The sequence below is a fragment of the Dyella sp. genome (assembly GCF_051954575.1).
Taxonomy (GTDB): Bacteria; Pseudomonadota; Gammaproteobacteria; order Xanthomonadales; family Rhodanobacteraceae; genus Dyella_B.
Genome location: NZ_JBQCHP010000093.1, coordinates 1 through 21,250 on the forward strand (window position 1 = coordinate 1; position 21,250 = coordinate 21,250).

The window sequence follows — 21,250 nt, forward strand, 5'->3', positions numbered from 1 at the left end:
TGCTTGGTGGGTGGGGGTCAAAACCCAACGTACCTCCCTTATGGAGTGGGAGTTGTGGGGTTTTCCACCCAAACCTACGTGGGGCGCGGCAGGATGAAATGACGATAGATGGCGTAGCCCAGGCCCACTACGCCGGTAAGCGCCGCGGGTATGAGCAGCACTCGCTCCTGGACATAGGTAAAACCCAACGCACCCAGCGTCGCACCGGCAATGAAAGCGCTCGCCACCAGCAGGCAGACGTGGATGCGCAGCGTATCCACTTTCTCGCCGTGCAGGCGTTGGCCGAGGTACATGCCCAGATCGGTAAAGATGCCCGATAGATGCGTGGTGCGCAGCGTTGCGCCGCTATACGTACTGACCATTGCGTTCTGCAATCCGCACGCGGCCGAGGCGAGATAAAGCCCCAGATCCTTCGCATCGTGAATCAGTGGCGTGGCCGCAAACAGCAGCAACGATTCGATCGTGAGCACCACGCCGTAGCGGCGGCCGAGCTGCAAGGTGCGCTGCTGCACGATGAATCCGCTTAGCATCGCGCCGAGCACGAAGGATGCGATGGTTCCTGCCCAGTGCAGCAACTCCATCCTGTCACCATGCGCCAATGCGATGCCCAGCATGGTGCTTGTGCCGGTGAGATGGGTCACCGGCTGATGACGAAAACACAGATAACCGACCGCATTGATGCACCCGGCGGCCAAGGCGAGCAGGCCGCCGCCGATCCACGCCCAACGTGGCAACTGGCGGATCACGCTAGGGATGCTCCGATCCATTTTGCGTGGGCGTCACCGGTCCTGTTTGTTCGCAGGCCACAGGACCATTGGCGAAGGCAGACTGGCCGTCTGTCGAGACGATGGGCCGAAGGCATGCGGACAAACAGGACCGGCCCGAAGGGTGATGTCCAGTAGGCCCGCAGGCTGCGACGCGCGGCTTGGCAAGACGGCCAGTCTTCCCTACGCCGCGCAACACACCCTGCGGGCCTACTGGGCATCATGCCGCCTACGCAAATGGATCGGAGCATCCCCAAATCAGTTTTTCAGCGGTTGCGTGGTCAGTTCCGGCAAATCGCCGATCACGTCCGCGCCCTTGGGCGGCGTGAAGTTGAAATCCTGCGGTGGAATTTGCGGATTGCGCTGCCAGTTGGAAAAGCGGATATCGGTGGTGGCGCCGAGCTGGTCCTTGAATTGCATGCGCGCCAGGCCGTTTGCGTCGAAACCGAGGTCGGCGTAGCTGAACTGCGGATCCTTCGCGGCAGAGGTCAGCCGCAACCACACCAGGCCGTCGTGCTCGCCCTGTTCGGTGACGTGAAAGGCCTTGTCCAGTTGCGAGAGATCGGTGAGCACGGTCAGCGGGCTGTGCGCTTCCTCGGTGTCCTGCCGGCGCACGGTGACCTGTTCCAGATCCGGATCGTACAGCCACACGCGGCTGCCGTCGGCGACGATGGTCTGCTTGTACGGCGCCAGCGTGTCCCAGCGGAACTGGTGTGGTGCTTCCAGCACCAGGGTGCCGCTGCTGGTCTTGCTGGTCTTGCCGTTGGGGTCGATGAGGGTTTGGCTGAAGTTGCCGGAGAGTGCATGCAGGCCTTGTGCGAAGGCGTTGAGCCGCGCGCGCGCCGGACCGGCGGCCGCCTGGGCGACGCTGCTGGCGAGCAGAAAAAGCGCGGAAAGAAAAGCGACGAGGTGAAGGCGTTTCATGGATTCCCGTTCCTGGTAAGCCTGATATGCGAAGCATAGTAGGTTGGGCCCAGGCGAAGCCGAACCCCAACACAATGGTGCATATGCAACGCCTTGCTCCCTCCCCTGCAAGCAGGGGAGGGTTGGGGTGGGGTTGTCCGAGCTCGCCGCACTGTTTGAGTTCACCGCGAGGTTGCTTCACCCCACCCCGACCCTCCCCTACTACACGTAGGGGAGGGGGCGGGCATCGGTAGTATGGTTTAGTGTTTCGGCGGCGGCGGCGCCAGCACCTCGCGGTTGCCGTTGTGCAGCGGTGCGCTCACCACGCCGTCCTGCTCCATCTGCTCGATCAGGCGCGCGGCGCGGTTGTAGCCGATGCGCAGATGACGCTGCACGCCGGAGATCGACGCACGACGGGTTTCAGTAACGATGCGCACGGCCTTGTCGTAGAGCTGCGCTTCGGCGTCGCCGCCTTCTTCGCCATCCTGCGGCAGGCCCGATTCGTTGATGAACTTGCCGTCGCCGGTGGCCTGCACTTCTTCCAGCACGCCCTCGATGTATTGCGGCGCGCCCTGCGCACGCAGCCAGTTCACCACGTTGTGCACTTCGTGGTCGTCGACGAAGGCGCCGTGCACGCGTTCGGGCGTGGCGGTGCCGGGCGGCAGGTAGAGCATGTCGCCGTGGCCGAGCAGGGTCTCGGCGCCGGACTGGTCAAGAATGGTGCGCGAGTCGATCTTGCTCGACACCTGGAACGCGATGCGCGTGGGGATGTTCGCCTTGATCAGGCCGGTGATCACGTCCACCGACGGGCGCTGCGTGGCCAGTACCAGATGTACGCCGGCGGCACGCGCCTTCTGCGCCAGGCGCGCGATGAGTTCTTCGACCTTCTTGCCGACGATCATCATCATGTCGGCGAATTCGTCGATGATCACCACGATGTACGGCAGCGTTTCCAGCGGCTCGGCCACCTGGTTGGGCAGGTCGGGATTGGCCTTGAACAGCGGGTCCAGGATCGGCTGCCCGTTGTTCTCGGCGTCCTTCACTTTCTTGTTGAAGCCGGCCAGGTTACGCACGCCCACCGCGGCCATCAGCTTGTAGCGGCGTTCCATCTCGGCCACGCACCAGCGCAGCGCGTTGGCGGCTTCCTTCATGTCGGTGACGACCGGCGCAAGCAGGTGCGGAATGCCCTCGTACACCGAGAGTTCCAGCATCTTCGGATCGATCATGATCATGCGCACGTCTTTGGCGCTGGCCTTGTACAGAAGGCTCAGCACCATCGCGTTCACCGCCACCGATTTACCCGAACCGGTGGTACCGGCCACCAGCAAATGCGGCATCTTGGCCAGATCGGCCACCATCGCGCGGCCGCCGATGTCCTTGCCCAGCGCCAGCGTGAGCGGCGATTTCATCTGATCGTATTTGTCGGAGCGCAAAATCTCCGACAGGTACACGATCTGCTTCTTGGCGTTGGGGATTTCCAGGCCGATCACGTTCTTGCCCGGAATCACGTCGACCACGCGCACGCTGACCACCGACAGGCCGCGCGCGATGTCCTTGTCCAGGCTCGACACCTGGCTGCCGCGCACGCCCGCTGCGGGCTCCAGCTCGAAGCGCGTGATCACCGGGCCGGGATACACGCCCACCACCTTGGCTTCGATCTTGAAGTCTTTCAGCTTCAGCTCGACCTGGCGCGAGAGCACTTCCAGCGTTTCTTCGGAATAGCCGGGACCCTGCTCCGGCGCTTCGTCCAGCAGCGACAGCGGCGGCAGTTCGCCCGGCTGGGCGGCGCCGACGAACAGCGGAATCTGCGTTTCCACGCGCGCGCGCTCGCTTTTCACCACCGGCGCGGCGGGCGCCTCGATGCGTACCGGCTCGCGCTTGGCCTGCTTGATCGCCTCGGTTTTCTTCACCACTTCGCGCTCGACGCGCGCCTGGTGCGCGGCGATCACTTCGGGCGCCTTGCGCAGCTTGCCGCCGAACCAGCCGGCGAGTTTCAGCACGCCCTGTCCGATCAGGTCCATCAACTTGAACCAGGACAGCCCGGTGGCGAAAGTGATGGCGACCAGGAAAATCGCCAGCAGGAACAGCGGCGCGCCCTTGTCGCCAAACGCGCTGAGCAGGCCATGGCCGACGCCGCGGCCGATCACGCCGCCCGGCCCTTCGGGCGCCATGGTGCTGTCGCGGAAGATGATCCAGCACAGCCCCGGCGCGGTGATGAAGAAAAACACCGAGCCGATCAGGCGCAGCGAAGGCTCCCACGGCTGCACGCTGCGCACGCCATGGTTGCGCAGCACCTGCACGCCCAGGAACAGCAACAACAAGGGGAAGCAATACGCCACTGCGCCGAACAGATAGCGCAGCAAGTCGGCGAAATAGGCGCCGACGGTGCCGCCGAGGTTGTGCACGTGGCCGCTGGTGTCGGCGTGCGACCAGCCCGGATCGGCCGGGTCGTAGCCGAGCAGGCATACCAGCAGGTATAGCGCCAACGGCAGCAGCAGCAGCGCGCCGGCTTCGCGCAGGCGGCGCTTGACCTCCTCGCTTAGGGCCGGCCTTTCCTTTGCTTTTCGTACGTTTGCGCTACGCGCCGCCACCGGGGTGTGTTTCCTTCAAGGTATGTATGGATATGCGCGATGCAGTGTAACAAGGCGTGCCGGCCACATAGCGAGAGCGCGGCGGATGTCGTTCATAGGTCAGGTTCAGAAACGGTACCCGCACGTCAACCTTGAATAGGCTGTGCGACTTCCCCATCCTTGCGGACTCCCCGGAGCGCCCGCCAGGACGTTTCCGCAAACCCAAGAACCACCTTACAAATTGCCAGCAAACCCTTAAGGATTATAGCAATGACCACCCCCAAGCATAGCCGCCTGCTGATCCTCGGCTCCGGTCCCGCCGGCTACACCGCTGCGGTGTACGCGGCGCGCGCCAACCTCAAGCCGACCATGATCACCGGCTTGCAACAAGGTGGACAGCTGATGACCACCACCGAAGTCGACAACTGGCCTGGCGATGTCAACGGTGTGCAAGGTCCCGAACTGATGCAGCGCATGGCCGAACACGCCGAGCGCTTCGAAACGCAGATGGTGTTCGACCACATCCACTCGGTCGACCTCAAGCAGCGTCCGTTCCGCCTGAAAGGCGACTCGGGCGAATACACCTGCGACGCGCTGATCATCGCCACCGGCGCCACCGCCAAGTACCTTGGCATTCCCAGCGAGGAACACTTCAAGGGCAAGGGCGTGTCGGCTTGCGCCACCTGCGATGGCTTCTTCTTCCGCGACCAGGATGTCGTCGTGGTCGGCGGCGGCAACACCGCCGTGGAAGAGGCGCTGTACCTGGCCAACATCGGCCGCAAGGTGTACCTGGTACATCGCCGCGACAAGCTGCGCGCGGAGAAGATCATGCAGGATAAGCTGTTCGAGAAAGCCGCCGCCGGCAAGATCGAACTGGTATGGAACCACACCATCGCCGAAGTGCTGGGCGACAACACCGGCGTGACCGGCGTACGCGTGAAGGACATCAACAGCGGCGCCACGCGCGACATCGCCGCCACCGGTTTCTTCGTGGCGATCGGCCATACGCCCAACACCGGCATCTTCGAAGGCCAGCTCGACATGCACGACGGTTACCTCAAGATCAGGAGCGGCCTGGAAGGCATGGCGACGATGACCTCGGTGTCAGGCGTGTTCGCGGCGGGCGACGTGGCGGACCATGTGTATCGCCAGGCGGTGACTTCGGCCGGCTTCGGCTGCATGGCGGCGCTGGATGCGGAGCGTTGGTTGGATCAGAGCGTGAAGGTTTGAGGTTGATGCTCCTTCTGCTCAAGAACACGCACATCGATATAACCTATCGAAATACCTGATGTGCCTCACCGTCATTCCGGCGAAAGCCGGAATCCAGTTTAGATGCGCTGTGCGAAGCACTCAAAAGCGGTTTTGTGTCCTTCGGATGCTTGTTTGACCTGGATGCCGGCCTTCGCCGGAATGACGCCGAGGCAAGGCCAAGCTCTACCTGGATTAGGTAGATCCCGATGTTTTGGGTGACGAAAAAGTGATCGAAGCCCGCTTCCACGAAAGCATCGACGACATCGCCGTCACGGCGTGGGACGCGCTGCGTCCGGACGACAATCCCTTCCTCTCGCACGCCTTTCTCGCCGGCCTCGAACGCACCGGCTGCATTCGCCCGGAATGGGGCTGGCAAGCGCATCACCTTGGGCTGTATCGCAAAGGCGTGTTGATCGCTGCGGCGCCGCTGTACCTCAAAGGCAATTCGCACGGCGAATTCGTGTTCGACTGGAGCTGGGCCAGCGCGTGGGAGCAGGCCGGCGGCGAGTATTACCCCAAGCTGCTCAACGCCGTGCCCTACTCGCCCGTGACCGGGCCGCGCCTGCTGGTCGGCAACGATCCCGCATTGCGCGAATTGCTGGTGGAAGCGATGCAACAGCAGGCGCAGCGGCTGCAGCTATCGTCCGTGCATGCGAACTTTCTTGTCGAAGAAGACCTGGCCGCATTCGGCGCGGACTGGATGGCGCGCAACGACGTGCAGTTCCATTGGCATAACCACGGCTATGCCGATTTCGATGCCTTCCTTGCCGCACTCAATCACAAGAAACGCAAGAACATCCGACATGAGCGCAAACATGTCGCGCAGCGTGGCTTGCGCATCGCCATGGCCGGAGGCGCGGAACTAGGCATGCGCGAATGGCGGCGCGTGCATGCGCTATATGCATCCACGTTTGACGCCAAAGGCAATCACGCCGCACTGACCGAAGCGTTCTTCCAATACCTGCGCAAGGAGTTCGGCAACATCGTGCAACTTGCCCTGGCCTGGCACGACGAAGAGATCGTTGCGATGGCCTTGATGTTGCGCAGCGCTACCACGCTTTACGGCCGCTACTGGGGCGCCAGCGTGGATGTGCCGGACCTGCATTTCGAGCTGTGCTATTACCAGGGCATCGAATACGCGATCGCGCAAGGTTTGCAGCGCTTCGAACCGGGTGCGCAAGGCGAGCACAAACTGGCGCGCGGCTTTTTGCCGGTGCGCACGCATTCGCGGCATTATCTGGTGCATGAGGGTTTTCGCAGCGCCGTGCGTCGCGCACTTGCGCACGAGTGCCAGAGCATGGACGCTTATGCCGAAGAATTGCTCGACCACAGCCCTTACGCCACCCGGCCATGATCCGCCTGCCCCGGCTCGACGATCAGCTTCCGGACCGCTTCCCCGATCCGCGACAGGCGCTCGCCGAACCCAATGGCTTGCTCGCCTTCGGTGGCGATCTTTCACCGCAGCGGCTGCTGGCGGCGTATGCGCAAGGCATCTTTCCGTGGTTCAACGAAGGCGAGCCGGCCCTGTGGTGGTCACCCGATCCGCGCTGTGCGTTCCTCACCGACGAACTGCGCCCGAATCGCAGCCTGCGTCGAGCATTGAAAGGCAAAGATTGGCACGTAAGCGTGGATCGCGCGTTTCGGCAGGTAATGCGGGCCTGCGCAGCACCGCGCGCCGGCCAGGTCGGCACCTGGATCAGTCCGGCCATGATCGAGGCGTATGGCACCCTGCACGACATGGGCCATGCGCACAGCGTGGAAGTGTGGGAGCAAGAGCGTCTGGTCGGCGGCGTGTACGGCGTTTCCATCGGCCGATTGTTCTGCGGGGAATCGATGTTCAGCGCGCGCAGCGGTGGCTCGAAGCTGGCGCTTTGCGCACTGGCCGCGCTGCTGCGCGAGTGGGAATGCCCGCTGATCGATGCGCAAGTGAGCAATCCGCATTTGCTGGGGCTGGGTGCGGTGGAAATACCGCGTGAGGTGTTCTTGCAGCAGGTTTCGATGCTGGTGGCTGCGCCGTTCGATGTGCGGTGTTGGAAAAACGTTGCGCCGATGTCGGCGCAATGCATCCTTGAAAACGACCATCCCTTCGCATCGGCTCAACCGTAGGCTGGGATGAAAATCCCAGCATCATGCCGGAAAGCTGGGATTGACGTTCCAGCCTACCTCGTGCGTCACGGGTTCAGCGCCAGCCCTTTCAGCTCGGCATAGTTGTCCAGAAACAACTTCACCAGATGCGGATCGAGCTGCCCGCCGGCGGCCTCGCGCAGATAATGCAGCACGTCCGGTTCGGGCCATGCGGGTTTGTAGACGCGCGGAAAGCTCAGCGCATCCCATACGTCCACCACGCTGAAGATGCGCGCAGCGATCGGAATGTCTTCGCCTTTCAACCCCTGCGGATAACCGGTGCCGTCCCAGCGCTCGTGATGGCTGTAGGGAATGGCGCTGGCGCCGTGCAAAAAATCGATCCGTTGCAACATCTCGTAACCCAGGCGGGGATGCGTGCGCATCACCAGGGTTTCGTCCTCGTCCAGCTTGCCCGGCTTGATCAGGATGACATCGGGCAAGGCCAGCTTGCCGATGTCGTGCAGCAGTGCGCCGAACTTCACATCGCGCAAGGCATCGCCTTCCAGCCCGGCCAGTTTCGCCAGGCCCAGCGCCATGCGCACCACACGCTCGGAGTGGTCGCTGGTTTCCTTGTGGCGGATGTCCATGGCGCCCACCAGCACGCGCAAAGCTTGCTCGTGGCTGTCGAGCAAGCGTTGGTTGGCGTCGGCCAGGCGGTGCACGGTGCGGCCGATCATCCAGTACAGCAACAGGCCGGTGCCCAGCACGAACAGCCAACCTTTGAGGATCTGATAGAGCACGATGCGGCGCGGATCATGCACCAGACTGCCCAGCACATGGCCGGACACCCATATGTAGATCGCCGAGACCAGCACATAGGTGCCGGCGGTGCGCAATTGCGGGCTGAGTCTTTTCACGGTTGGCGCACGCTAGGCAAACACGCCCCGCAAGCGAAAAGAGATCCATTCGCACGTCGCGAACCGCAGGCCCTGCCATGTCATTGCATGGGAGCAAATGCTGTCATGAATTGTTGCCAAGGCCACGACCTTGCTTCCCCCTGTGGTGTCGTCGAATAGGCATTCTGCCATTGCCGCAGTGAAGCATGGTGTGCGGGTTTGCGCAATTCATCATGTGGTTTGACTGTACGGCCGTTCGAAGCGGTGACGCTGGGTTACGCTGCGCTAACCCAGCCTACGGTGACGATCGACGCAATGCCGCTTGCAATAGCCTGCGTTGCAAACGATCGCCCAGTCTTGTCGCTGTCGACAGTCCCATTCGTTCCAGCGCGACGATCTCTTCGGTGGTCGCTTCGCCCGGACGGCACAACGCCTTGAGCAATTTCCACCTGCCCTTCCAATTGGCGCTGGATGATTGCAGCCATTCCAGTGCCGGCAACAGACGCAGTTCGGTTTCGGTGAAGTCGCTGCCGAACGGAAACTTCGGCAACAGCCCTTTGCGCATCGGCTTGTCCAGGGCTTCGTGCAACAGTTCGGGCCGATGCTTGCGCCAAACTTCCGGAAGCTTGAAGTCCGCAGCAAGCTTGCCGTGCGATTTCGCTTCGGCCGCCAGCGCATCGATAAAGCGCGCATCGCAGATCGCCAGCATCGCCTCGATGCATTCGCTATCGCTTTTGCCGCGCAGGTCGGCCACGCCGTATTCGCTCACCACGATGTCGCGCAGGTGACGGGGAATGGTGACTTGCCCGTATTGCCAGCGGATATTGGTTTCCACGCCGTTCTTGCCCTGGCGAGTCGCACGCTGCAGCAGCACGGATCGTCCGTCAGGCAGTTCGTGCGCCATGGCGACGAAGTTGTATTGCCCACCCACGCCGCTGACGACGTGCCCGTCATCCAGCGTCTCCGATACCGCGGCGCCGAGCAGCGTGGACATCATGCAGGTGTTGAAGAAACGCGCGCCGCGGCGCTGCAAGCTCGCCAGCGCCTGATGATCGCCATAGAGCTGGTTGACGTTGGAAACCGGGCACATGTCGATCGCATCCGCATCGCTGCCGGCGACGGTTTCCAGCCAGCCGTACAGATCGCGCGAACCCAGGAAGAACGCGCCGCGCAGGTAATGGCCACCGGGCACGTCGCCGGGCAGGCGTCCCGCGGCGGCGGCGCGCTCCAGCGCCAGGTTGTCCCAGCTGCGGCGTTTGAGCACGCCGGCCTTGGCCAGGTGCATCAGGCCATCCATGATCATTTCGCTGCAGCCGTACAAACCGGTCTTGAAACTGCCCAGGCCACCCACGCGGCCCGCCACGGTGTGCGTGTTGCCGCCTTGATCGAGCGCAAGCAAGGTCTTGCGCCAGGCGACGTTATCCTGATGCCGCCATAGCAGCCCTTTGACCAGGGCGTCGGACAAGGCGCCGATGCCGATCTGCAGGCAGCCGCCATCTTTCACCAGCGCACTGGCATGCAGGCCGAGCGCGTATTCGGCAGTATCCACCGGCAAGCGGGGCACGGCGAACAGCGCAGGCGACGACGGCGGTGTGAGCTCGATATCGAAGTATTCCTGTGGCACTTCCGCATCGCCGCCGATATACGGCAAGGCCGGATGCACCACCGCCACGCACAGCGGACGCGCCTTGCCGGCCGCCTTGACGCGATCGAGAAAATCCAGCGTGAGATCCGGATTGCACGACAGGCTGTAGCGCACGCCGGCAGGCGTTTCGCGGCGTGCGACGAGCTGCACCAGCAGGTTGATGTCCTGCACGACCAGATCACGCGCCACGTGCGTATAGTTCTGGCTGATGTAATTGCGCTGCGCACTGCCCGAATGCAGCAACGCACCCGATTGCATGTAGAACTCGTGCACCGCCACGTTAGGCGGCAGCTTGCCCTGGATCTGGTCGAGCGCGTACTGCGGATCGACATAGTCGGCGCCGAAATGCCGTTCCACGAACGGATCGAGAAAGCGCGCTTCCAGGCTGTTCTTGGGCCGCGGCCGGGTCAGCGACAAGGCGGTATACAAGGTCATCGATCGCCAGGTGTCGGCCTGCATCAGGCCATACAACGCATTGAGCAATCCATGCGGCTTGCCTAAACCCAAAGGCGCCGCGACGCGCAGGTCGGCTCCCAGCCGCTCGACGACCAGCTGCGCACAGGCATCGGTGTCCGTAAAACGCTGCTCTGGCAACATGGGGCGATCATGCCAGAAAGCGGGAGACGGGGAAGTGCGTGGGCTGGGTTGGCGCGCGCAACCCGAATCCCATCATGTTTGACGGATCGTTGGGTTACGCTGCGCTAACCCAACCTACGCGCCTACGCACCATTCCCTGTTTCTTTGCATGGCTACGCCACCGCCCACCGCCAATCGCGTACTCGCCGAGCAGGCATTGAGCCGGGCTGCCGGTGCGCCCTTGCTCGGCGGCAACCGGGTGGATCTGCTGATCGACGCGCAGCAGCACTTCGATGCCTGGCTGGCCGCGATCCGCGCGGCACGGCACCGCGTATTGCTGGAGAACTACATCGTCCGCGACGACGAGGTGGGCCGCGCATTCCGTGACGCCCTGGTCGAACGCGCGCGCAGCGGCGTGCAGGTGGCCGTGATCGTCGACTGGCTCGGTTGCCTCGGGCAATCCCGTTCCGCGCTCTGGAAACCCTTGCGTGAAGCCGGCGGTAAAGTGTGCGTGTTCAATCCGCCGCAGCTTGGGCAGGCGTTGGGCTGGATGAGCCGTGACCATCGCAAGCAGTTGGTGGTAGATGGAACGCTGGGATTTCTTTCCGGCGTATGCATCAGCGCCAAGTGGCTGGGCGATGCCGCGCGCAAGGTGCCGCCGTGGCGCGATACCGGGCTGGCCTTGCGCGGCCCGGCCGTGCTGGAACTGGAAGCCGCCTTCGCCGACAGCTGGATCGCCGCAGGGGGTTCGCATCCCATCTACGCGCCGGTGCCCGAACACATCGAAGCAGGCAGCGTTTCCTTGCGCGTCATCGCCACCCAACCGGCCACCGCCGGCATGTATCGACTCGATCAGCTGATCGCGGCGATGGCGCGCCGCACGCTGTGGCTGACCGATGCGTATTTCGTCGGCGTCGCTCCGTATGTGCAGGCGCTGTCGGCCGCCGCACGCGATGGCGTGGACGTGCGCCTGCTGGTGCCCGGCGCCAGCGACATTCCGCTGGTGGCCGGCATGTCCCGCGCCGGCTACCGGCCGCTGCTCAAGGCCGGCATCCGCGTATTCGAATGGAACGGCTCGATGCTGCACGCCAAGACTGCAGTGGCGGATGGGCAATGGGCACGCGTCGGTTCGTCCAATCTCAACCTCGCCAGCTGGTTGAACAACCGCGAGATCGACGTGGCGATCGAAGACGCGGGCTTCGCCTCGCAACTGGCCCGGCAATACGAAAAAGACCTGGAAAACGCCACCGAGATCGTACTGGCGCCACGCCGCTATCGCCGCGGCGAACGCGTGCGCAGCAGCGAAGCGCGGCCACCGCAACCCAAGCACGTCGGCGGCAGCTCCGGCCGCGCCGCCGCCGGCGCCCTGCGCATCGCCAATACCATGGGCGCGGCGCTGACCGATCGCCGTGTGCTGGGCGATACCGAAACCGGCGCGATGATGGGCGTGACCTTGCTGCTGACGGTGCTTGCGATCGCCGCCGTGCTTTGGCCTGCTGTGGTGGCGTGGCCCTTGGCCGTGATCGCGGCATGGTTTGCGATCAATACCGGCATTCGCGCGTGGCGATTGCGCAGGCGGCGTGCGCAGCGCTTGCGCGAGATGCGCGAATCGGACGAGTGAATGTAGGTTGGGGCGAACCCCAACATTGCCGTCTCCCATGCATCGCGATGTTGGGATTTGCACCCCAACCTACGAGCTGCCCGTACGCGTGATGCGTTCGGATACTGCACGAGGCCCATTGCGCCTTTCGTGCTAGTCTCCCGCCCCCATGCATGCGCCCGACGACTTCCGCGAAGGTGCCGGCCAGCCGCCCCGGCACATTCTCACGCCCAGCACGCTCAACCGGCTGGTGCGCGGCTTGCTGGAAGATGCGCTGCCGCTGGTGTGGATCGAGGGCGAACTGTCGAACGTGGCGCGTCCTGCTTCCGGTCATCTTTATTTCACGCTGAAGGACAGCGCGGCGCAGGTGCGCTGCGCGATGTTCAAGCCCAAGAGCGGATGGCTGCGTTTCAAGCCCACCGATGGCATGCACGTGCTGGTGCGCGCGCGAGTGGGCCTGTACGAACCGCGTGGCGAATTCCAGTTGGTGGCCGAGCATATGGAACCGGCCGGCGAAGGCGCGCTGCAACGCGAGTTCGAACGGCTGAAGGCGCAACTGGATGCGGAAGGTTTGTTTGCGCAGGAACGCAAGCGCCCCCTGCCCCGTTTCGCGCGCCGCATCGGCGTTATCACCTCGGCGACCGGCGCGGCCATACGCGACGTGCTGAGCGTGATGGCGCGGCGCTGGCCGCTGGTCGAGGTGGACGTGCTGCCGGTGCCGGTGCAAGGCCGCGAGGCGCCGCCGGCGATCGTGGCGATGTTGCGCAAAGCCGCCGCCTGCGGCCGCTACGACGTGCTGCTGCTGACGCGCGGCGGCGGCTCGCTGGAAGACCTAGGGGCCTTCAACGACGAGCAGGTCGCGCGCGCCATCCACGCCAGCACGACACCGGTGGTCAGCGCGGTGGGGCATGAGATCGATTTCAGCATTGCCGATTTCGTGGCCGACTTGCGCGCGCCCACGCCCTCGGCCGCGGCCGAACTGCTGGTGCCGGATATCCTCGCGTTGCGCCGGCAGTTGGAGCAGTTGCATCGCCGCGTCGCCGCCAATCACGAGCGGCGCCTGCAGGCGCGCATCCAGCGCATCGATCATTTGCTGGTGCGCCTGCAGGCGCAGCGCCCGCAGGCGCGGCTCGCGCGCGACCGTGATCGCCTGCAGCGCCTGCATCGCCAGTTGCTCGCCTGCCGTCTTGCGCAAGTCACGCGCAAGACGGTGCACCTCGATCGCGTTTATGCGCGATTGCTGGCGCAGCATCCGCGCCAACGCCTGGCGATGCTCAAGCAACAGCTTGAACAACATGCTTCACATTTGCGCCGCATGACGCTGCACAAGCTGGAGCGCGAGCGCTTGAATTTGCAGCAGACGGCGCGCGCGATGCATGCGGTGAGCCCGCTGGCCACGTTGGAGCGTGGTTACGCGATCCTGTTCGATGCCCAGGGCAAGGTGTTGCGTTCGGCGCATGGCGTGGCGGTGGATACGCCGTTGAAGGCGAAATTGGCGGACGGCGAATTGCCGTTGCGTGTCAGCAAGGAATAAGTAGGTTGGGGTGCAAACCCTGACGTATCCCCACGTTTTTTTGCTCGATGATTTCAATAAAATCAGCGAGCTATACACCTTGCACATGATCTTCCAGATTACTGGGCCGTCATTCCCGCGAAAGCGGAGGCGCTTTTCAACAGCGAATGCTGGTCAATCCATCTGCTCTGATGCAAAAGCAAAGATAGATTCCCGCTTTCGCGGGAATGACGGCATTTCGGGCACATATGCACCAAACGAAAAAACGTGGGGATATATCAGGGTTGGCACCCCAACCTACGCCAATCTGTCGCTGCAGCGTATCGCCGTGGGCATCACCTTGTGCATGTCGAACACCAGCAGCTCATTGCGTCCGCGCGACAGCCATGGCGCCGGGCAATACAAGCGCTGCTGCGGGCCGATGCGCCAGTAACGTCCCAACAGATGGCCATTGATCCACACGTAGCCTTTGTCCCAGTCGCTCATGTCGATATAACAATCGCCCGCCTTGTCGAGCATAAAAACCGCCTTGAAGAACATGCCGGGGCGCAAGCGCGAGGGTGAATCGGCCCGCATCGGCGGCAGGCCCGCGATATACGCATCGTCCAGCGGCAAGCTATGCGCCTGCCAGCCTTGCAACTCCTCGCCATCCAGCGTTACCGCGCCGACGATGCCCTTGAAGTCGTACATCGCCTGGCCGTAACCCACGTGGCCGAAACTGTCGACCAGGATCTCCACCGTCGTGCCCGCGCCGTTAGCCGGCGGTGGAATATCCACGTAGTGCTTCACGTGCAAACCGGGCTTGGTGATGCGCGAGACGTAGTCCAGATACTTGCTGTCGCTGAACACTGTGCCGTAGTCGCGCAGGCCTTCCATATTGAGCATGCCGCCGTTCAACAGCGTCTTGCGATACACCACCATGCCCTGGTTCTGCGCGAACAGGATTTCGTTCGGGTCGGGCTTCTTCACCAGCCGCGACGGCAACGGCAGGTTGTCCCAGATCGATGCGTAGGGCTGCGCGATCAATTCAGGAAAATGCGCAAGCGGCACCGGTGGCGGCAACTGGGCCGGAGCATGCGGTAAATGCTCGGCAATGGCTTTACGGAAGGCATGGTAATCGCGCGTGGGCTCGCCGCGTTCATTGATCGGCGCGCCGTAGTCGTAGCTGGTGATCACCGGCTCGAAATCGGCATAGTCATTGCGCGCATTGGCGCCAGCGTTGAAGCCGAAATTGGTGCCGCCGTGCACCATATACATATTGAAAGAGCGGCCCTCTTCCATCAGCTTGCGCAACGTCGGCAGATAGTTTCCGCGCTGGAACGTCAGATCTCCCCAGTGCGTAAGCCAGCCGGGATAGCCTTCGCTCATCCACACCGGCGCATCGCCGGCCATGGTCTGCGCGGCGACGAAATCCGTATCACCATCCAGCCCCAGCGCGGCGCCGGGCACATAGGTGCCGGCCTTCTGCAACTCGCCCAGGCCATCGGCAATCGAAAATGGACCGTCGATCCCATGCGCTTGCCACATCGTGCGCAAGCGCAAAAGATAGGGCAGGTCATGGCCAAAGGAGGCGTACTCGTTCTCGATCTGCACCATCAGAATCGGACCGCCACGGCTCGCCATCAACGGCGCGATCTTTGGCCCTACCGCATCCATATAACGCTGCACGGCCTGCATATAGCGCGCATCATCCTTGCTGCGCACGCGAATGGAAGGATCACGCAACAGATAGGCCGGCAAACCGCCCAGATCCCATTCGGCGCAAACGTAAGGGCCCGGGCGCAGATACACCCACATCCCTTCCGCCTGGCACAGCTTGATGAAGCGCACGAAATCGCGATTCTCGGTGCTGAAGTCGAACACGCCCGGTTCGCTTTCGAAGTAGTTCCACATCAGGCAGATCGCGATGGTGTTGAGGCCCATCGCCTTGGCCATGTGGATACGGTGTCGCCAGTAGTCGTTGGGGATGCGCGCGGGGTGCATCTCGCCGCTGCGGATCTGGAACGGCGCGCCGTCGAGCAGGAATTGCTTGCGGCCCAGTTCGAAGCGATGCGGCTTGCCATCCGGTAACACTTCGATGGCAGGCTTGCCGAGCGTTTCGGCGGCGAGCACCGGGCGCGCTGTCGCGAACGGCGTCAGCAGAGTGAATCGAAGAAAATCGCGTCGTTGCATGAACTCCTCACCTGAAAATGGCGAATGCGCGCTGCGACGCTTGGCTCCCTCCCCTACTACACGTAGGTGAGGGAGCAGATTGCGCAAGCGACAAGCGTATGAGCGTACCTCAAGGCGTCAGTTCCAGGGTCAATACCTCGAACGGCGCCAGCGTGATCGTGCTCACGCGGTCGGCATCCAGTTGCGTCGGCACGTCGCCACCGCGATGCCATACGTCGCGCACCATGAAGCGACGTGCCGCCCCCTTGGGCAACTCCAGCTGCCGCTGCAGATCGATCACGGCGGCCTGCGCACGTGCATCCGGATTGCGCAAGGTGATGATCGATTTGCCTGGCGACCATGCGGCCCAGCCATAGACATCCAGCCTTCCCGGATCGCCGCCGATCCAATGCGTATCGCGCAGCACCTCAGCATTCGCGCGCGACCATTTCGCAGCCTCGGCCAATACGTCCCAATCGTCTTTGCCGAGCAGCGAGGGCGTGATGTACAGCTCCTGCAACTGCGTGCCGGTGGCGAAGTAGGAGCGCACCTCATTGGCGAAATCATGGCCCGGATCGGTATTTAGCCGCTTGTTCATCTGCGCGTAGATGATGCCGTGGAGCATCAGCGAGTTGAGCGGATACAGCGGCCCCTGGATCACCACGTTTTCGTAAGTCTGCTGGTCGCGGTAGGTGATCCACTGTTCGCGTTCGGTGCCGACGCCGGCATGCCAGTCATCCTCGCCGCCGCGCCAGATCGAATCGGCGTAACGCAGCCAGAACGGCGAGGCCCAGGTCCCGGTGGTGAGGTTGATGAAGGTGTCGGGCTTGTCGGTACGGATGTCCTTGATCAGTTCGATTGCCGCGGCGAAATCGCTGTCGAAGCGGCTGCCCGGAAACACGCTGTCCGCATTGCCGGTACCGTCGAACTTGAACTGATTGATGCCGTCGTGGTTCAGCAGGCCGATCACTACGTCGTGAAAGCGCTGGTAATATTTCGGTCCCGACAGCGCCAGGCCGTCGTTGACGATCTCGTAGCCAGCGGCCTTGCCGCTCCTTACACGCTCTTCCTTGGGCTTGCTGTAACCGCCCCAAGGCGACAACCACATGCCTGGCGCTGCGCCATATTTCGCCGCAGCCTCGCGCAACGGCACGAATCCGCGCGGGAAATCCTTGCTGAAGTTCCAACTGCCGGAGCGATCGTCCCAGCCATCGTCGAACAGGAAGGAATCGAGCTTCACGCCGCGCTTCACGCTCAGCTCCTCGCCGAACGCATGGATGCGATCCAGCGCCTGGGCCTCGGTATAGGGCGTGAAGTAGCCGATGTCGTACCACGAGTTGTAGTGCAGAAACGGTCGATACGGATGCGCCCGCTCGCGTTCTACGTAGGTGGCGAAATCGCGGCGCAGTTGCCCCTCTCGCACCACACCGACAACGGCCGAATATGTGATCGACTGGCCTTTGCGCAACGGCAGCGTGCGCGGCATCGACAGCACCACATGTTTGCCACGCGCTTCGCTATCGGAAAGCGGATTTTCCAGCCCCAGATAGACATTGCCCGCCACCACCGGCGAACCTTTCACCACGCCTTCCACTTCGGCGTGGTCGATGCTCGAAGGCAGCAGCGAGACGCTGGTGAGCGGTTCGTCCTGCTTCAAGGCGGTAATGGTCACGATTTCGCGCAGGTACGGCGAACCTTCGCGCTGCAGCAGCTGCCAGTCGATGCGCAAGCGGTTGTCCGCATCGCCGAACATGGCGCTGATGGCCTTGCCCGGCAGGCGATCGGCGAGCTTGGATGCTTTCGGATCGACAGGAAGCGTGCGCTCCATTGACTGCGACAGCAGGTGCATGTCGCTCGCCTTGATGGATTGCTTGTTGGGTAGTTGCAGGGCGAAGAGGTCGTCCACCTTCAGCAACTGGCCATCGTCGCGATCGGTGATGGTGATACTGGAAAGCTTGCCGTCGGCGACGATCCAGTGGGCAACGATGGCGGCATTGCCGAAATTCGCCTCACCTTGGGCAAGTGTGTAGGTGGGCGCGCCTGGGTTGAGAACGACGGTGTCATTGGCGTGCGCCAGGCCTAGCCATGTGGATAGCAGGCTCGTAGCCAATGCTTTTTTATAGTGTTTTCGATACATGCAAAAGCCTCATGTCAAGCCTCACCGTCATTCCGGCGAAAGCCGGAATCCAGTGCAAATATGCCGTCCGAAGGACACAACATTTATTTCGAGTGCTGCGCACGACGTATTAAAACTGGATTCCGGCGTTCGCCGGAATGACGGTGAGGTCATAGCAAATATTGCAGCGAGGTTGCTTCACCCCACCCAACCCTCCCCTGCATGCAGGGGAGGGAGCAAAAAACATCAAAACCGCTGCTGATACCGCATATACACAAACCTTCCCAAGTCATACGAGGAGTTGAAGTCGAACGGTGTATCGCCGCTTGCATAGCCACCATACACATTCGGGCTTACGCGATTGAAGATATCGTTCGCTCCCAGCGAGATCGTCGCATTCCACGGCGCGTTCCAGTACACCTGCACGTCGTTGAACGTTACCGATGGAACCTGCGTCTGCGGCATCACGCCCACGCCCGGTGCGTAATAGTTCGGCAAGGTACACGGAAAGGCGGTGACGCCCAGCGACGGATCGAACGCGCAGTTGGACTTGTAGGGTGAAAAATACCGCGCCGTCCAGCTGGCACCGAAATCATGCCAGCTCCAGTTCAAGGTGACGTTCCCGCGCAGGCGCCATGCGCTGTAGAAGTTCTGCGTGTTGCCGGCCATGTAGACGATGTTGGAGCCGACCGTCGGCAGCATGTTGAACGAGGTGAGGTAGGTGCCGTTCATGCCCAGCTTGAACTTGCCGATGCGCGTTTCCGGAAAACGATAGTTGACGGAGAAGTCGTAACCGCGCTCCTTCATCCAGCCGGCATTGGTTTCCAGGTTCAACAAGTTGATGATCTGCCCGGTAGCCGGATCGCGCTGGAACTGCCCGCAAGCGGATTGAATACTGTACTGATAGCAATCGGCGATGAGCTGGTCGTTGCTGATGCCGGTGATCAGGTTGCGGATGTTGTAGCTCCACCAGTCGACGGTAGCGTCGAAACCGGGCAGCCATGAAGGACTGTAGACCAGGCCGATGTCGCCGTTGTACGAGGTCTCCGGCCGCAGCTTGGGGTTGCCGCCGGTCCAGTTGGTGCTCGGCATGTAGCCCGATCCGCTGGGCGCGTTGATCGGTACGCCGGTGTTGTCGGTCTGGCGGAAATTGGCCGGCACGCCAGGTAGGCCGCCGTAGCCGGTAAGGCAACGCTGCGCCACGATCGGGCTTTGTCCATAAGCGGAAGGACCGTACACCGCATCGCACGGATCGGTGAACGTGCCCGCCGGATAGCGGCCCTGATACAGGTCGTTGACGGTCGGCGCACGGAAGCCCGTGCCATAACTGGCGCGCACCAGCAGGTCGTCGATCGGCTTCCAGGTGAGCTTGAACGAGCTGTTGGTGGTGCTGCCGAAGTTGCTGTAGTGCGAATAGCGCGTGGCCACGTCGATGCTCACGCTTTGCGCACCGGGCAGGTCTTTCAGCAATGGCGCGTTGATTTCCGCGTACGCCTCGTTGAGGTTGTAGGCGCCACTGTTCGGCGCGACGCCGCCATCGGTGGAACTGCCGGTATAGGCGAACGGATCGGGGCTGTCGTAGCCGGATTCGTCACGATGCTGCACGCCGGTGGAAAAGGTCAGGTCGCCGCCCGGCAAGGCGAACAGATCGCCGCCGAAATCCGCCACCCACGCGCGCTCGTTGCTGCCGTAATGCTCTACGCTGTCGATCGCGATGTAGTTGAGCATTTGCGGCGTAAGGGGCGCCAGCGGATTGATCGGCACGCAGCCGGCAATCACGTTGCCCGGCGTACCGCACACCACGCTGCCGTTCTGCAGGAAAGACGGCCCCAGCGCATTGGCGACATTAACGAGATTGAAGTAACCGGTGCGCACGTTCACGCCACTGATCTTGCTGTCGTACATGTAGACGTCCCAGTTGAACTGGTGCTCGCCCAGGCTGAACACGCCATCCACGCCGAAGCTGTAGCGGTAATTCTTGGGATTGTTGTAGCTGCGGTAGCTGTCCTCGGTGATGCGCTGGGCGATGCTCAGGTCCTTCACGCCATACACCGGGTTGTAATAGCTGTACCTGGAAAGCAGCGACGGGAACGCGCTGTGCCCGCCCATGCCGGAGTAGAACAGCGGCGCGCCGGACTTGGCGTATTCGTAGTCCGCGTTGTAGCCGTAGTTGAACTTGAAGGTGATGTTGTCGGTAATTTTGTAGTGCGTATCCAGGTACAGGTTCTTGGTGCGGTCGGCAGTCAGCACCATCGTGCGGCGGTCGGCATTGTTGTTGTAGGTCTGGTCGCCGGGGTTGACGATGTCGCCATCGGGGCCGTACGTGGGATGCACGAAGGCGTGGTAATCGGCCGGATTCATCGGATCACCGCCTGGATTGAGCACCAGCCGCCCTCCTCCCGCGAATGAACTGGGCGCGTTGCGGATCTGCGGCTGCGTGCCGTACTGGCTCAAGCCGTAATACGGATGCTGCGCCGTGTACGGATAGGCGGAGAACGGCCGGTTGTTCGCCCACACCGGGCTCTGGTTCTGGTAGGAAACGCTGAAAACAATGCCGAACCGGTCGGTGCTTTTGCCGAACGTCACGCTGCTTTGCGTCTGGCGACCATCGCTGTGCGGCATGTACTGGCCGTTATAGGTATCGAGCTGCACCCCGTTGAAGTTCTTCTTGGTGATGATGTTGATCACGCCAGCGATCGCGTCCGAACCGTACACCGCCGAGGCGCCGGTGGCGAGCACGTCGATATGATCCACGATTGCGGTGGGAATCACGTTGATGTTGGTGTACCCGCCATGTGCCGCGCCGATACGCTGGCCATCCACCAGCACCAGCGTGCGCATCGCGCCCAGGCCGCGCAGGTCGATAAAGGCGCCGCCCTGGTTAGGGCCCAGGTCGCCCGGCGCTGAGCGGCTGAGATCCGGCGGCGACATCGACGAAACGTTCTGCAGCAACTGGCCGACGGTGGCGAAGCCCTGCTTCTGGATATCTTCGGAACTGATCGTCACCACCGGCTGTGCGTTTTCCACATCCACGCTGCGGATGTTGGAACCGGTCACCGTGATCGCCTGCAGGTTGACGGCCTTCTTGCGGGACGCCTGGTTGCCGTCATGGGTTTGGGTACTGCTGTCGGTCGTGCTTTGCGCCATGGCATATCCCGTGCAGGAAACGCCGGCCAAAACCAGGGCCACCTGCAGCGCCAG

The 21,250-nt window shown here is 62.6% G+C and carries 13 protein-coding genes; 5 read left to right on the top strand and 8 right to left on the bottom strand.

The window, feature by feature from the left end:
- Positions 1-74: 74 nt before the first annotated feature.
- The 3 genes from ACTHNE_RS13195 to ACTHNE_RS13205 form a co-directional block, all read right to left on the bottom strand.
- On the bottom strand, positions 75-767 hold the full coding sequence (locus tag ACTHNE_RS13195) for a YoaK family protein (RefSeq protein ID WP_440269468.1): 693 nt from the start codon (positions 765-767) through the stop codon (positions 75-77).
- 255 nt (positions 768-1,022) lie between these two features.
- Positions 1,023-1,688 carry an outer membrane lipoprotein chaperone LolA gene (lolA, locus tag ACTHNE_RS13200; protein WP_440269469.1) on the bottom strand — a complete coding sequence of 222 codons (666 nt, stop codon included), beginning with the start codon at positions 1,686-1,688 and terminating at the stop codon, positions 1,023-1,025.
- A gap of 239 nt (positions 1,689-1,927) precedes the next feature.
- The gene (locus ACTHNE_RS13205; protein ID WP_324944147.1) at positions 1,928-4,258 is read right to left on the bottom strand and encodes a DNA translocase FtsK; all 2,331 of its coding nucleotides are present in this window, start codon (positions 4,256-4,258) and stop codon (positions 1,928-1,930) included.
- A 249-nt stretch (positions 4,259-4,507) separates the two neighbouring features.
- Between ACTHNE_RS13205 and trxB the strand changes: the two genes are divergently transcribed.
- The 3 genes from trxB to aat all read left to right on the top strand — a co-directional run bounded on the left by trxB (position 4,508) and on the right by aat (position 7,594).
- Positions 4,508-5,467 carry a thioredoxin-disulfide reductase gene (gene trxB, locus ACTHNE_RS13210; protein ID WP_324944144.1) on the top strand — a complete coding sequence of 320 codons (960 nt, stop codon included), beginning with the start codon at positions 4,508-4,510 and terminating at the stop codon, positions 5,465-5,467.
- Between the two features lie 232 nt (positions 5,468-5,699).
- Positions 5,700-6,842 (top strand): GNAT family N-acetyltransferase, encoded by a 1,143-nt coding sequence (locus tag ACTHNE_RS13215; RefSeq protein ID WP_440269470.1) that lies wholly within the window; start codon positions 5,700-5,702, stop codon positions 6,840-6,842.
- Entirely contained in the window at positions 6,839-7,594 is a 756-nt protein-coding gene (gene aat / locus ACTHNE_RS13220) for a leucyl/phenylalanyl-tRNA--protein transferase (RefSeq protein WP_440269471.1), read from the top strand. Before ACTHNE_RS13215 ends, aat begins: the two co-directional genes overlap by 4 nt.
- A 65-nt stretch (positions 7,595-7,659) precedes the next feature.
- On the opposite strand, the gene ACTHNE_RS13225 is transcribed toward aat, so the two are convergent.
- Together ACTHNE_RS13225 and ACTHNE_RS13230 are read right to left on the bottom strand one after the other, a co-directional pair.
- Entirely contained in the window at positions 7,660-8,469 is an 810-nt protein-coding gene (locus ACTHNE_RS13225) for an HD-GYP domain-containing protein (protein WP_440269472.1), read from the bottom strand.
- 274 nt (positions 8,470-8,743) lie between these two features.
- A complete protein-coding gene (locus ACTHNE_RS13230) occupies positions 8,744-10,690 on the bottom strand; it encodes an acetyl-CoA hydrolase/transferase C-terminal domain-containing protein (protein ID WP_440269473.1) in 1,947 nt (648 codons plus the stop codon).
- A gap of 148 nt (positions 10,691-10,838) precedes the next feature.
- On the opposite strand from ACTHNE_RS13230, the gene ACTHNE_RS13235 reads away from it, so the two are divergent.
- Both ACTHNE_RS13235 and xseA read left to right on the top strand, forming a co-directional pair.
- Entirely contained in the window at positions 10,839-12,290 is a 1,452-nt protein-coding gene (locus ACTHNE_RS13235; RefSeq protein ID WP_440269474.1) for a phospholipase D-like domain-containing protein, read from the top strand.
- 148 nt (positions 12,291-12,438) lie between these two features.
- A complete protein-coding gene (xseA, locus tag ACTHNE_RS13240) occupies positions 12,439-13,803 on the top strand; it encodes an exodeoxyribonuclease VII large subunit (protein WP_440269475.1) in 1,365 nt (454 codons plus the stop codon).
- Between the two features lie 276 nt (positions 13,804-14,079).
- Here xseA and ACTHNE_RS13245 read toward each other — a convergent pair whose 3' ends face one another.
- The 3 genes from ACTHNE_RS13245 to ACTHNE_RS13255 all read right to left on the bottom strand — a co-directional run bounded on the left by ACTHNE_RS13245 (position 14,080) and on the right by ACTHNE_RS13255 (position 21,196).
- Positions 14,080-15,954 carry a beta-galactosidase gene (locus ACTHNE_RS13245; RefSeq protein ID WP_440269476.1) on the bottom strand — a complete coding sequence of 625 codons (1,875 nt, stop codon included), beginning with the start codon at positions 15,952-15,954 and terminating at the stop codon, positions 14,080-14,082.
- Between the two features lie 109 nt (positions 15,955-16,063).
- Entirely contained in the window at positions 16,064-18,070 is a 2,007-nt protein-coding gene (locus tag ACTHNE_RS13250; RefSeq protein WP_440269477.1) for an enterotoxin, read from the bottom strand.
- Between the two features lie 225 nt (positions 18,071-18,295).
- Entirely contained in the window at positions 18,296-21,196 is a 2,901-nt protein-coding gene (locus ACTHNE_RS13255) for a TonB-dependent receptor plug domain-containing protein (RefSeq protein WP_440269478.1), read from the bottom strand.
- Positions 21,197-21,250 lie beyond the last annotated feature (54 nt).

Coding starts and splice junctions, on each gene's coding strand:
- ACTHNE_RS13195 (WP_440269468.1), bottom strand. CDS start 767: ATGGATCGGAGCATCCCTAGCGTGATCCGCCAGTTGCCACGTTGGGCG.
- trxB (WP_324944144.1), top strand. CDS start 4,508: ATGACCACCCCCAAGCATAGCCGCCTGCTGATCCTCGGCTCCGGTCCC.
- xseA (WP_440269475.1), top strand. CDS start 12,439: ATGCATGCGCCCGACGACTTCCGCGAAGGTGCCGGCCAGCCGCCCCGG.
- ACTHNE_RS13250 (WP_440269477.1), bottom strand. CDS start 18,070: ATGTATCGAAAACACTATAAAAAAGCATTGGCTACGAGCCTGCTATCC.
- ACTHNE_RS13245 (WP_440269476.1), bottom strand. CDS start 15,954: ATGCAACGACGCGATTTTCTTCGATTCACTCTGCTGACGCCGTTCGCG.
- ACTHNE_RS13230 (WP_440269473.1), bottom strand. CDS start 10,690: ATGTTGCCAGAGCAGCGTTTTACGGACACCGATGCCTGTGCGCAGCTG.
- ACTHNE_RS13255 (WP_440269478.1), bottom strand. CDS start 21,196: ATGGCGCAAAGCACGACCGACAGCAGTACCCAAACCCATGACGGCAAC.
- aat (WP_440269471.1), top strand. CDS start 6,839: ATGATCCGCCTGCCCCGGCTCGACGATCAGCTTCCGGACCGCTTCCCC.
- lolA (WP_440269469.1), bottom strand. CDS start 1,688: ATGAAACGCCTTCACCTCGTCGCTTTTCTTTCCGCGCTTTTTCTGCTC.
- ACTHNE_RS13235 (WP_440269474.1), top strand. CDS start 10,839: ATGGCTACGCCACCGCCCACCGCCAATCGCGTACTCGCCGAGCAGGCA.